Genomic DNA, 12,830 nt, shown 5'->3' with positions numbered 1-12,830 from the left:
TCCTTTCGAATGCGGGAACAAAAAGCAAAATATGCGGGGTTTCTCGGAAAAAGGGCATCATTTTAGCAGAATTATAGCATTTCGTTGCTTTAGAATAAAAGCAATTCCCGCATATCGAGAGGAGAACGCCATCATGTCAGCGAAAAAGAAATACGTACTGGTCGGAACGGGCGGCAGAGCCGAATTTTTCTATGGCGCTATTGCAAGCGATTTCAGGGAAACGTCGGAGCTGCTCGCGTTTTGCGATATCAACCAGACGCGCATGAACTACGCCAACAAGCTGCTGGCCGAAAAATACGACTACCCGAGCGTCCGCACGTACAAAACCGACGAGTTCGACCGCATGATCGAAACGGAGAAGCCGGATTTCGTCATCGTCACGAGCGTGGACCGCACGCACCATACGTACATCATCCGGGCGATGGAGCTCGGCTGCGACGTCATCACCGAGAAGCCGATGACCGTCGACGAGAAAAAATGCCAGGAAATCGTCGACGCGGTCGAGCGCACCGGACGCAACGTCCGCGTGACGTTCAACTACCGCTACGCGCCGCACCATACGAAGGTCCGGGAGCTGATCGAGTCCGGCGTCATCGGCAAAGTGAACGCCGTTCATTTCGAATGGCTGCTCAACACGAAGCACGGCGCCGACTATTTCCGGCGCTGGCACCGCGACAAGCGCAACAGCGGCGGGCTGCTCGTGCACAAGTCGACGCACCACTTCGATCTCGTCAACTTCTGGATCGGCTCGCAGCCGGAAACGGTGTTCGCGTTCGGCGACCTGCTGTTCTACGGCCGCGAAAACGCCGAGCAGCGCGGCGTGACGAAATTTTACGAGCGCGCGACCGGCAACCCGAACGCGGAAGGCGATCCGTTCGCGCTGCCGCTGGACGGCAACGAGCATCTGAAGGCGATGTACCTGGACGCGGAACACGAGGACGGCTACCGCCGCGACCAAAGCGTATTCGGCGACGGCATCAGCATCGAGGATACGATGGGCGTCATCGTTCGCTACCGGAACCAGGCGATTTTGACGTATTCGCTGACCTCGTATGCGCCGTGGGAAGGCTACCGGATCGCGTTTACGGGCAGCAAGGGACGTCTGGAGCTGGAGGTCGTCGAAACATCGTACGTCAACTCCGGCGGCAAAAAGTCGGACGAAGGGGCGCTCGAAGGCATCCGCTTCACCGTGCTGCCGATGTTCGGCGCACCGTACAAAGTCGAGTTCGAAAAGAAGCAGGGCGGCCACGGCGGCGGCGATCCGGTGCTGCTGAACGATCTGTTCGGGGTTCCGGTTCCCGACAAGTTCAACCGCGCGGCGAACCATGTCGACGGCGCGAGGTCGATTCTGACGGGCATCGCGGCGAATCGTTCCATCCGGACCGGGCAAGCCGTGCAAATCAACGATCTGGTCAAGTTCCACAACTAGCAATCGGACAATCGGGAGCGGGCGAAGCGGCGAAGGCTTCGTCCGCTTCGCCATGACGGTTCGGGAAGCATAAGCGAAGGAGACGAATGCCGATGAAGCCTTTTTTGGACGATAACTTCCTGCTGGGCAACGAGACCGCGGTCAAGCTGTATCACGATTACGCGGCCAAAATGCCGATCATCGATTATCACTGCCATTTGAGCCCGAAGGAAATCTACGAGAACCAGTCGTACGAAAATCTGACCCAGGTGTGGCTGTACGGCGACCACTACAAATGGCGGGCAATGCGCACGAACGGGGCCGAAGAAAGCCTCGTGACCGGCGGGGCGGGCGTGTCCGACTACGACCGGTTTCTGGCATATGCGAAAGCGGTTCCGGCGGCCGTCGGCAATCCGCTGTATCACTGGTCCCATCTGGAGCTTCGGCGGTACTTCGGCGTCGAGGAAATTTTGAACGAGAAAAACGCTCCGGTCATTTGGGAAAAGGTGAACGCCCGGCTCGCCCAAGGCGGCTTTTCCGCCCGCGACCTGATCGTCAAATCGGGCGTCGAGGTCATCTGTACGACGGACGATCCCGTCGATTCTCTGGAATATCACCGGCTTATCAAGGACCTGCCGGATTTCGAGGTCAAGGTGCTGCCGTCGTTCCGTCCGGACAAGGCGCTCGAAATTCGCCGGGCGACGTTCCTGCCGTGGCTGAAGCAGCTGGAGCAGGCGGCCGGCCGGGAGGTGCGCGATTACGACGCGCTGCTGGCTGCTCTCGCCGAGCGGATCCGCTTCTTCCACGAGACGGGCTGCAGGGTTTCCGACCACGCGCTGGACGCGATGGGCTACGCGGAGGCGACCCGGGACGAGGCCGCGGCGATTTTCGCCAAGGCGCTGGCGGGCGAGCCGATCGACGCGGAAGAGGAACGGAAGTACAAGACGTTCACGCTGCTGTTTTTGGGCCGGGAGTACGCCAAGCTGGACTGGGCGATGCAGTTCCATATGCACGCGCAGCGCAACAACAACAGCCGCATGTTCGAGAAGCTCGGTCCGGATACGGGCTACGACTCGATTTACGACGGCCCGGTCGCGGGTCCCCTGGTCCGGCTGCTGGACGCGCTGGAGCGGGACGACGCGCTGCCGCGTACGATCGTGTACTCGCTTAATCCGAACGATCTGTACGCGCTCGGCACGGCGATCGGAAGCTTCCAGGGCGGAGGAGTTCCGGGCAAAATCCAGCTGGGCTCGGCCTGGTGGTTCAACGATACGAAGGACGGCATGCTGGACCAGCTCAAGGCGCTCGGCAACACGGGGCTGCTGGGACGGTTCGTCGGCATGCTGACCGATTCGCGCAGCTTCCTGTCGTATACGCGCCATGAGTATTTCCGCCGCATCCTGTGCAACCTGCTCGGCGAATGGGCCGAAGACGGGGAAGTGCCGCGGGACTTCGATTTGCTGGGCGGAATGGTCCAGGACATCAGCTACCGGAACGCGAAGGCCTATTTCCAATTCGGTTAAATCCGAGCGCATCCGAAGCATCAGCCGCTTCGACACGGTTCGTTCCTATCGGGACGGCCGGTCCGGGGCGGCTTTTTTTCGCGGCCGGGAAGGAAAAGACGACGAAGCCGGCTTTACCCGCTTTTGCCCGCCTCTTTCGAAAACTCCCTGCATCCTTTTTTTTGCGCCAACGTAACCCTTAATGTAGCCTTTTTGCCCCGCCTAAAGTCCAGTCCGAAAACCGACGCAGGTTCATGACGGGCCGTGCAGCGATTCTTTATAATAAAACCTGCAGGCCGTAAAAGAGGAGAACAGAATGTTTCAAAATTTGGTCGACATTTTTTTGGAGTTTGGCGTCTGGGGATTGGCGATTCACTCGTTCGTCGATGCCATCATTTTTCCGATTCCGGCCTTTTTTCTGCAGGTATCGTTAAGCCTTGTCGACCCTTCGTCGGCGTTATGGTACGCGACCGTGGGCTATATCGCCTGTTTGCTCGGAACGCCGGTAGGGTACGGGATCGGCAAGCTGCTGGGTCATTCGGTGCTCTACAAATTGCTGAAAAAGGAATGGATCGACAAGGCAACCGCCATGTTCCAAAAAAACGGCGAGGCGACCGTGCTTATCGGCGCGTTCACTCCGATTCCGTTCAAAGTGTTTACGATCATGTCGGGGTGTTTGAAGTTTCCTCTATGGAAGCTGATCGGCTATGCCGCCATAGGCCGGGCCGTCAAATTTTACGTCGTCGGGTTTTTGTTTTACTATTATGGCCGGATGGCGGAGAGCATGGTCAAGGACGTATCGCTCTACATTTTCGTGATTTTCGTTCCGATTCTCCTCCTGGGCCTATGGCTGAAGCGAAGACACGACCGAAAGAAGCAGGCGCGAAACGCCGAGCAACAGCAACTGTAAGGTGCGGCAAGGGGCTGGCAAATGGAATTGCTGGAATACATCGAACGATTGTTTTCGCAATACGGCTATTGGGTGCTGCTGATCGGCCTGCCCCTGGACGCGATCGCGCTGCCGATTCCCCCCGGCAATACGACGCTGGCGTTAACCGGATATTTGGCGTCGCAACGTATTTTGGCGTGGCTTCCGGCGCTCGGTTCCGCTTACTCGGGCGCGGTGATCGGCATTACGGCGACTTACTGGCTCGGACGCAAGATCGGGGCTCCGCTTGTCGAAAGATACGGAAAGTGGCTGTTTCTCAAACCCGACCATGTGGCAAAAACGCGCAAAGCATACGACCGGTACGGAAGCAAAGTGCTGTTGTTCAGCTATTTTCTGCCGGGCATCCGCCAATTCATCGGTTATTTCGCCGGCATTATCCAAGTGCCGTACCGTTCTTTCGCACTGTACGCCTACACGGGCTGCGCCTTGTGGGTGAGCGCCTTTTTCCTGATCGGGTACGGATTCGGGGACCAGTGGGAGATCGTTTTCGGGTTAGTCGAACGGTACATGAAATTCGTTTTCGCGGGGCTGTGCGCGGCCGCCGCCGTCGTCTTCGGCTTGAAGTGGCGGCGCAGCCGGCTGGAGCGGGCCGGACGGTGACCCGGTGAGGAGCATGACAAAGGGCCTCCTGCTAGCGACAGGAGACCCTTGGCGATACTAGCGGCTTACGCTTTGTAAGCGGCCACTGCCTCGTACGTTGCGTCGTCCAGGACGCGGCGCGCGCCGAGGTAGCGTTTTGCGTAATAGCTTTCGTCGAGGTCGGTTACCGTAACCCCTTTGGATGTCGAAGCGTGGGCGAATTTGTTGTTTCCGACATATACGCCAACGTGAGATACGCCTTTGCCGTTCGTGTTGAAGAACACGAGGTCTCCCGGGCGCAGCTCGCTTTGCTCGACTTCCGTTCCGGTCTCGAACTGGTCTTTGGACGAACGAGGCAGCTTGATTTCGAACTTCTTGAATACGTAGGACGTGAAGCCCGAGCAGTCGAACCCGCTGGTCGTCGTTCCGCCGTATTGGTAGTCGACACCGATCAGATCGGTGACCTCGTCGTTCAGCTTGGAGCCCGCAGACGCGGTTCCCGCCTGAAAGGCCAGCAAGAACGCGAATGAGAAAGCAAGAAAACCGAGTGACAACTTCCGCAAAACAAGTGACTCCTTCCAATGCCTACGAGGTTAGCTGAAGGGTTCGGTAGAAGGTTCCCTATGATTCCTGCTAGCGAAGCGGAATCAATTCACCCGGCAAATCTGGTTCCCCCGTTTCCCTGTGCAAGGAAATTCGGCAGTTTTCGCACATGAGAATTAATTATTCGCGCAGTGGGAGTCTTTTCCTGCCGATAAAAGATTAGAATTCGTTAATATAAAGTTAAGAAAGCTTTAATAAACGCGAAAAAACCGGAATGAAAACGAAAAAAGCTATTCCAGGCGCTGCGAATCGCGGCGACGGAATAGCTTTTTTGGCGAACGTTTGCAGGGCGAGGGGCGGGGAGAACGCCGGTCAGGCGGCCGAATCGGCCTTCCATAACGCGTATTGGGAGGCCGAGGTCCAGACGGCCATCATGGTTCGGACGAATTGAAACGCTTGGTGAACCGCGACGGAAATAAATCCGGTCCAGAACATCGTCGCGCCCGTGACGGCGACCGAAGCCGCCGCGCCGATCCCCGTCAGCAACAGCGTAACGGCGGCCAGCGGCAGCGCTTTGGCGCACGCGCGGGCAAGCCCTTTGACGATGCCATCCTTAGATACGGCGCCGAACTGCATGAATTGGAACAGCAGATGAACGATAAAAATCCAGCACATCCAGACGGCGGCGTAAGGGAGCATTTTCAACGCCCACGACTCGACGGAAAATTGCGCCAGAAATTGCGATTTGGCGAAGGGGAGGAGCCATAAAGCCGGCAGAAAAGCCAATGCGTTCTCCAGCAGGTACAGCAGAACGACCGGCTTCCACGCGCGGCGCATGCCGGTGAGCATCCGGGTTCCCCGCTCTTCGTCGGCGTGATGGAAGGAATAGTACAGGCCGGCGTTCAGCAGCGGCGTGAGCACCATGCGGAGAAGCAGCATTCCCGCCAGCATAAGGAGAGCTTCGTTCATGAGGTCGGTTTTGGTCAGGCGGAATTGGGCCTCGATCAGGAACAGCCGGACCGCGTTGCCGTTCGGGTGCCCGTCGGGGTAACGGGCGAGGATCGGCGTGACGACCGAATCGATAAATCGGTACAGAAAGAAGCCCCACAGCAGCCGGTACAAAAACAGGGCGACCAGCACGTATTTATGCCGGGAGGTCAAACTCCATCCCTCGCGGATTATTGAGCGCATCTCGTTTCACCTCACCAGGCCAGGATGCCGAGCAGACCGTCCACCAGCTTGGTCAAGCCGATATTCCAGCGGGTCCGAACGGGTTCGTCCACATCGGTTTTCAAAAAGTTGTTATACCGGTAATTGTCGAGCACGACCGCCATTTCGGGATCGACCGCCACGAATTGCAGCGGCGATTCGTGTTTGACCTGGAACTGCACGTGCTTTTGCGCGCCGTCCCATGTTTTGCGCAGCTTTTCGCCGTTGGCGAATTGGAACCAGACCGATACCGGTTCGGGACTGCCGCCGCGCTTCAGCACGACCCTGGATTCGTAAACGTTCTGATCGTTCAGGCGCGATTCGATCGATTCGACGGAGAAGTCGGCCATTTGGCCGTTTTGGACGTACGCATGGAAAAACTCGGTCCATTTCTTTTTCGTCACGCTCTCGACGACTTTCTGGAAGTCGTAAGAGGATGGGTGCCTGAACCGGTACGTCTGGAAATAGGTCCGCATGATTTTGTTCATCGTTTTTTCGCCTACCTGCTGTTCGATGGCTTTGAGCACAAGCTTGCCGCGCATGTACACGTTTTCCGCGTAGCTGTTTGAATCGCCGTACGCCCAGGCGTATTGCTTCAGCGGTTCGGGCCGGGTCAAATAGCTCGCCTCGACGATAGGGTTGGGGACGACATCGTAAATTTCCTCCATCAGCTTATCTTCCGTGTAGGACGTAAAGCCTTCGTCCAGCCAAGCTTCTTCGAATTCGTTCGTGGCGACGATGCCGTACCAGTATTGATGGGCGATTTCGTGCACGACGGTCCGTTCCAGCTCGAACCCGGGGTTGTCGTTTTTGGCCGCCGCTCCCGTGATGAGGGTCGGGTACTCCATGCCGCCCGCGCCGTTGGCGTCGGCCGGCGGGATGACGATGGACAGGGTGGAATAAGGATAGTCCCCGTACCATTTGCCCAGCAGCGCCAGCGCGGACTTGGCGGCGTGCATATAGCGCTCCTGCAAATCCTTGTGAAGCGGGTCGATGTACAGCTTGATCCGGACGCCCGGCACGCCGATGGACGAAAATGAATCTTCTACGTAATGAAAAGAAGGGGATGCCGCCCAGGCAAAGTCGTGCACGTCGTCGGCGTAAAACTGGTACGTTTTGCGGCCGTCCTTGATGACCGCCTGCTGCGTCTGAAAGCCGGTTGCGGCCACTTTGTACGCTTCGGGCACGTCGATTTTGACGCTGTAAATGCCGAAGTCCGAGTAAAACTCCGAATTTCCGTGATACTGGTGCGTGTTCCAGCCTTCGGATGTCCGTCCCCGCGTTCCGACCGTCTCGTAGGCGGCGGCTTTGGGGAACCATTGCCCGGCCATCACGAAGTCTTCGGCTTTGCCCATGCGGGCGAACACTTGCGGCAGCTGAACGGCGAACGTCATGCGCAGCGTTACCTTCTGACCGGGGGCGACCGGCTCCGGAAGCCGGAAGGACGCGAGGGTCCGGTCGTCTTTGTTGCCGTCGTCGGGCTGGACGTAATGCAACCGGGGGAGCAGCGTTTCGCCCTGGGCGGTTTCAAGCGACGTCAGCGTCATCGCTCCGTAGCTTCCGTTTTTCATCCGGTCCCCTCTGAGCTGGCCCCCCGATTCTTTCAAAAACGTGCTGCCCGGAGAAAAAGCGTTCGGATATAAGTGCAGGTAAAACTCTTGGACGGGCTTGCGGCCGGGGTTTTTCCAGGTTAGCGTCTGCTGCCCCGACAGCGTGCCGTCTTCCTCCAATTTGACGCTGATGTGGTACTCCGAAACCCGGTTGCTCAGAACGACCGGCTTGGGCGCGATCGGCACGTCGGCTTCGGGCTCCGCGGCGGCTGCCTTCGCGTCGGACGGACCGGCGGGGGCGGAAGCCGTTCGCAGCTCCGGCACCTCCGGCGAATGTCGTTCCGGCGGCTCCGCGGCCGACTCCTGCAGCCCGGCGGGCTGAAGGGCGGAGGCGGGCAGGGCGTACTGGTTGACCCAAGCCTCCGCGAATCCGAACGGAATCGAGAAGACGAGCATGGCGGCAGCGGCGGCCAAAACAAGGTAACGCATAAAGCGGCGTTGGGGCATACGGATTACCCTCCCGTTGACAAGCTTACTACGGGATATATATGCCGGTTGTCCAAGGAATATATCTGAGGGCGGACAACATCTCCGGCGGGCGGATCGGCGCGAAGCGGCGGGGTGCCGGATCGGGCGGCAAGGTAAGGGCGCGGGATAGCGGCGGGCTGGCGGATCGGCGGCAAGGCGGCGGGGTGCCGGGCGGAGGCGGGGCGTCCGGGATCACGAGCGGAAAGTGCCCTGGGATCGCGCGTCGCTTTCCGTTTGCTGCGATCCATCGCTTTTCCCGGTCAAATTCGCTACAATGGGATTAGTTAGTCCGTTTGGATGGAGGCGTATACGATGGAGCAAAATCAACCGCAATCCGCGCCGGAGAAAAAGAAGCTGGCGCTGAATATCGTAAGCAATGCCAAGCAGCATAAAGGCTTCGGCGCGGGAAGCATCGACCTGAGCCAAATGTCCCCCGTTATTATCGACCAGGGCGAAGCATACCTCGATATGGGAGCGATGCATGCCAAGAGCAAGGTGGAAAAGGGAATTAAATTTTCCCCGGACAAGGAAACCGTGCCGAACGGGCGCCAGGCCTGGATCGTATGGGTGGCGGTCGATCACGATGCGGAAGGCGGCTACTACGCCGGCGTAACCTCTTGCGAGATGCTGATCGATACGGAGGCTCGGCGCGGATGGAAGATCCTCCCGGACCACGTAAACCGGATGGATGCCGCTCTCAAGCGCAAATATATGCTCGACAACCTCGGGCCGGAAGAGAAAGCGCTGCTGCGAGGTTTGCTGCAAGAACATAACGCGGAATGGTGGAATCATTCTCCGCAGCAGTTGAAGGATCTTCTCGCTTGATTTGCCGTTAGTACGGCGGAGGTCGATTCGAGACTTCTGCGGGGCGCAGCTGTATGCGAGCGGCAAGGTGGCGCACCGGGTGCGCTACTTTTACAATAACAAACTGCAGACGTATGGAAAGAGGCTGTCATTTTGCGGCAAATGCCGCAAATGGAGCAGCCTCTAGCCTCTAATTGTAACTGGGAACAATTTCATCGATATGCGCATCGTAGCGATTACGATCGATTCGGGCAAGGATGCCCTCCGCAGCGAGAACGAAGAGGATGCTTTCCTGTTAAATTCAGCAAAAGGACAGACACCGTTAATGGTCGGGTTCGCCGGTTCGAGTTTGAATAAAGCAGCGACTCTTGCGAAGGGAGTCGTGAAGCGGCTGGTGTCGTCGGGATACCATACGATGCTGCTCGAGAACGGCCGGGGAGAATCGATGCGGCGAGCGGCAGAGGCCGCCAAAGTATTGAACGATGCATGACTTATTGCGTTGGTATCGTATGATTCTTCGAGCGCAAGCGACCTTGAAGCCGAGAGAGGATCATTGGTCAAGAATATTTCGACGAGGGTGTCCCAGAAGTCATCCTAGATGACTTCTGGGACACCCTCTTTTTCATAATCGTCAAACAAAAAGAAATCACTCTCTGGTAAAATGGAGGTACCACCCAACCATAAACCAAAGGAGACGGTTTCTTTGTACATTCAATATACCATGGATCAACTCTGTTTACCAATGGATTTAGAAGAGGACATTCCCGTTAATCACCTCGTTCGCGTGGTCAACGCCGCCGTCAATCGTCTCGACGACGCCATCTTCGACGCGGCTTACCCTGGAGCGGACGAGACAGCTACCATCCTAAAATGCTCACCAAAGTCATCATATACGCCTACACGCAGCGCAGGCCAGGGAAAAGCTCCGCAGTGTAGAAGGGTATGCCTGGCCGTAAGGCGCATGATCGAGCCGGAACCTGTGTTTGGCGATATGTCGGGTGGCTTTCGCTTGCCCACAATCTGCTCAAGAAAGCAGTGGTGGACGTAAAAAACGAAGGAGCTAAGTGACAGCAGGCCGCTTAGCTCCTTCGTTTATTCCGAGTGCCATCCTATTTTGCTGCTAAAGGTGTTCCAGAGGTTACTATGGGACAGCCTCTGTTCTACTCGTTGCGAATCTGCCTCGCAGAACTGCATCTATCGATCCAACAGGCAGACTTATGTGTTCTTGTGACGATCCCAATAAAACCTCTGCATAAAGCGTATATTTCCGAACGGTATTGATGTTGGTTTCGCGTTCATTCTTCACACGATCTCGTTCGCGATCTCGCTGCTCTAGGATCTGTTGATCCGGCATTTTCCGAAACATCCATTGCTCTTGCTCTATCATTGTCGGCATCCTTGTGGTAAAGCGACGTGCAATTCCCTTGTCAAGGGGCTGCCATATCCGATTTCACGGCGGCACCAGCAACCGGAAGGAGGCACATCCCTCCAAAATATAATCCTAAAAAACGGAGGCCATCCTAACTCAATTTGATGACTTATCGGATAGCCCCATCTTGTGCGTTTCCGAGATGTAAAGCATAATTTTCATATACAACCGGCAGAGGACGGAATCGAATGCAAACCGTGAACATCATCCTCGACTCGTACAGCTTGCTTATTACCTTAATTCTCATTCTCTATCTATGGACGAATGGCAAAACCAGTGAGAAATCCGGACGCTACTTTATGCTGATTTGTGTTTCCAACCTCGGAATGGTGCTTGGGGATACCGGCAGCTGGGCTTTCGAAGGCATGGCGCAGCCATGGTACCCCTTTGCCCTCCGGTTCGGCACCGCCCTGAACTTTGCTTGCACCGCGCCGTTGCTTCTTACCTTTCTCGGGTACGTCATGGCGTTTCTTTCCCCTAAGGTTGCTTTTAAGAAATACATATGGAACGCTGCCTGCGTTCTTGCCGCCATGCAGTTCTTGTTCAGCGTGCTGTCCTTGTGGAACGGCATGTATTTCGACTTCAGCCCGGACAATCTCTATCGACGCGGCCATTGGTTCTGGCTCTCCCAGCTCATTCCCTTCCTGATCTACGGAATTTCCACAACGCTCATCCTCCGATACCGGCGTTATCTGGATTCCAGGGACGTGCTGTTTCTGTTGAGCTATGTGGTTTTGCCGCTGGTAGGGGAAGCGATTCAATTCGCCTACTACGGAATCGCGCTGACGGGACCGACCGCGACTTTCTCCATCCTGCTTATCTTCATCAACATTCAATCGAAGAGGGAGCTTCTCTTAAAGCAGCAGGAGAAGGAGCTGGTGGAAGCCCGTATCGGCATTCTGATCAGCCAGATTCAGCCCCACTTTCTCTATAACACGCTGACGGTCATCCGGCAGCTTTGCGACCTGGATCCGAAGCAGGCCAAGCAGGCGATCGGGGACTTCTCCTTGTTTCTGCGGGCCAATATGGGCGTTCTGGAGAGCAAAGCGCCGATCCCCTTCTCCCAGGAGTTGTCCCATGTGCAGTATTATTTGAATCTGGAGCAGCAGCGGTTCCGGGAGCGTCTGAGAGTGATTTATGACATCGGCCCCAAGGACTTCCCGATCCCCCCCCTGACCGTTCAACCCCTTGCGGAAAACGCGGTGCGTCACGGCATCATGAGGTGGGAGGAAGGAGGCGCGATTACGATTCGTACGGAAGAAACGGATACCTCCTATCGGATCGTCATAATGGACGATGGAGTCGGGTTTGCGTCCCTGCCCGATCCCTCGGAGGGCGAGCAGCGCGTAGGGATTCGCAATGTGCGTAGACGACTGGAGGAGCTGTGCGGAGGAAGGCTGACGATCGACAGCATCCCGGGCCGAGGAACGACCGCTGCCATTATTCTGCCGAAGGAAAAGGAAGGGAAACTCCAATGAATTTCTTAATCGTGGATGACGAGCCGCTGGTTCTTCGGGATCTCGAGCAAGCGCTGAGGGAAGCGGTGCCGGATTGCGCCATTTATCCGTTAGCGACATCGGGAAGGGCGCTGGAGCAAGCGCGGTCCGTTCGGTTCGACGTGGCGTTTCTGGACATCGAGCTGGGCAGCTCCAGCGGGCTTGTACTTGCCAAGGAGCTCAAGGATATTCAGCCGGACGTTCCTATCATCTTCGTGACCAGCTATGCCAAATACGCAGTAGACGCCTTCCGGGTTCGGGCCACCGGGTACCTGATGAAGCCTGTGCTTCAAGAGGACATTTTGCGAGAGTTGACTTTTATTTACGAGGACTCGCTTCAAGCCAAAAGGAAAAAGGTGCAGGTGCAGACCTTCGGCGGCTTCGAGGTATTCGTGAACGGCAGGCCGCTCCAATTCAAGCGCGCCAAGGCCAAGGAGCTGCTCGCCTGCCTGATCGACCGGAGGGGGGCCAGCCTGACGACGGCGGAAGCCTGCGCGATTCTCTGGGAGGACGAGGCGGGCGATCCGGCGAAGCGCGATTACTTCCGAACCATCGTCAAGGACTTGAAGGAATCCTTGCAGCAGGAGAATATCTCGTCTGTTTTACGCAAGTGGCATGGGCGCCTCTCCATCGATCCCGAGCAATTGGACTGCGACAGCTACCGGTTCCTGGATGGAGATCCGCAGGCGGTCAACGGCTATCGCCACGATTATTTGCCTAGCTATAGCTGGGCGGAATTTGCCGTCACCAGGTTTGAATAGAACGGCCATGCAGGAGCCTGTCACGCTTTTGCAACGCTCTGAATCTTATACTAATTTAGAAGATTCAGAGGT

At 56.8% G+C, this 12,830-nt stretch carries 11 protein-coding genes, 2 pseudogenes and 1 riboswitch; of the genes and pseudogenes, 9 read left to right on the top strand and 4 right to left on the bottom strand.

The genetic code is table 11. From position 1 onward, the window contains the following. Positions 1-133 precede the first annotated feature (133 nt). From B7E11_RS02540 to B7E11_RS02525, 4 genes are all read left to right on the top strand, one after another. Entirely contained in the window at positions 134-1,429 is a 1,296-nt protein-coding gene (locus tag B7E11_RS02540; protein WP_080832059.1) for a Gfo/Idh/MocA family protein, read from the top strand. Between the two features lie 92 nt (positions 1,430-1,521). Then, positions 1,522-2,931: a glucuronate isomerase gene (uxaC, locus tag B7E11_RS02535; protein WP_080832058.1), complete on the top strand. Its 1,410-nt coding sequence runs from the start codon at positions 1,522-1,524 to the stop codon at positions 2,929-2,931. Between the two features lie 295 nt (positions 2,932-3,226). Then, positions 3,227-3,820: a YqaA family protein gene (locus tag B7E11_RS02530; protein ID WP_080832057.1), complete on the top strand. Its 594-nt coding sequence runs from the start codon at positions 3,227-3,229 to the stop codon at positions 3,818-3,820. Positions 3,821-3,841: 21 nt separating this feature from the next. Further along, a complete protein-coding gene (locus B7E11_RS02525) occupies positions 3,842-4,459 on the top strand; it encodes a DedA family protein (protein ID WP_080832056.1) in 618 nt (205 codons plus the stop codon). Positions 4,460-4,524: 65 nt separating this feature from the next. Here the strand turns inward: B7E11_RS02525 and B7E11_RS02520 are convergent, their stop codons facing one another. The 3 genes from B7E11_RS02520 to B7E11_RS02510 all read right to left on the bottom strand — a co-directional run bounded on the left by B7E11_RS02520 (position 4,525) and on the right by B7E11_RS02510 (position 8,247). Further along, on the bottom strand, positions 4,525-5,001 hold the full coding sequence (locus B7E11_RS02520) for a C40 family peptidase (RefSeq protein ID WP_080832055.1): 477 nt from the start codon (positions 4,999-5,001) through the stop codon (positions 4,525-4,527). A gap of 4 nt (positions 5,002-5,005) precedes the next feature. Next, positions 5,006-5,150: riboswitch (cyclic di-AMP (ydaO/yuaA leader) on the bottom strand. A gap of 203 nt (positions 5,151-5,353) precedes the next feature. Continuing rightward, positions 5,354-6,172, bottom strand: a complete 819-nt coding sequence (locus B7E11_RS02515; RefSeq protein WP_139787047.1) for a hypothetical protein — start codon at positions 6,170-6,172, stop codon at positions 5,354-5,356. A gap of 11 nt (positions 6,173-6,183) precedes the next feature. Further along, positions 6,184-8,247, bottom strand: a complete 2,064-nt coding sequence (locus B7E11_RS02510) for a M1 family metallopeptidase (protein WP_080832053.1) — start codon at positions 8,245-8,247, stop codon at positions 6,184-6,186. 333 nt (positions 8,248-8,580) lie between these two features. On the opposite strand from B7E11_RS02510, the gene B7E11_RS02500 reads away from it, so the two are divergent. The 3 genes and pseudogenes from B7E11_RS02500 to B7E11_RS30845 all read left to right on the top strand — a co-directional run. After that, on the top strand, positions 8,581-9,093 hold the full coding sequence (locus tag B7E11_RS02500) for a YwhD family protein (RefSeq protein ID WP_080832051.1): 513 nt from the start codon (positions 8,581-8,583) through the stop codon (positions 9,091-9,093). A gap of 199 nt (positions 9,094-9,292) precedes the next feature. Next, complete coding sequence (locus tag B7E11_RS02495; RefSeq protein WP_080832050.1) at positions 9,293-9,562, top strand: hypothetical protein; 270 nt, start codon at positions 9,293-9,295, stop codon at positions 9,560-9,562. A gap of 213 nt (positions 9,563-9,775) precedes the next feature. Further along, positions 9,776-9,981, top strand: a pseudogene (locus B7E11_RS30845) (transposase); the annotation flags it as partial. Between the two features lie 321 nt (positions 9,982-10,302). On the opposite strand, the pseudogene B7E11_RS28755 reads toward B7E11_RS30845, so the two are convergent. Next, positions 10,303-10,468, bottom strand: a pseudogene (locus B7E11_RS28755) (UPF0236 family transposase-like protein); the annotation flags it as partial. A 221-nt stretch (positions 10,469-10,689) separates the two neighbouring features. On the opposite strand from B7E11_RS28755, the gene B7E11_RS02485 reads away from it, so the two are divergent. Both B7E11_RS02485 and B7E11_RS02480 read left to right on the top strand, forming a co-directional pair. After that, positions 10,690-11,979, top strand: coding sequence for a sensor histidine kinase (locus B7E11_RS02485; protein WP_080832049.1), 1,290 nt, complete (start codon positions 10,690-10,692; stop codon positions 11,977-11,979). After that, positions 11,976-12,758 carry a response regulator gene (locus B7E11_RS02480; RefSeq protein WP_080832048.1) on the top strand — a complete coding sequence of 261 codons (783 nt, stop codon included), beginning with the start codon at positions 11,976-11,978 and terminating at the stop codon, positions 12,756-12,758. The genes B7E11_RS02485 and B7E11_RS02480 overlap by 4 nt, the downstream gene beginning before the upstream one ends. Positions 12,759-12,830: the final 72 nt, after the last annotated feature.

Origin of the sequence: Cohnella massiliensis (assembly GCF_900169535.1) — a bacterium.
Taxonomy (GTDB): Bacteria; Bacillota; Bacilli; order Paenibacillales; family Paenibacillaceae; genus Cohnella; species Cohnella algarum.
This window is presented reverse-complemented; position numbering and strand designations above follow the sequence as displayed.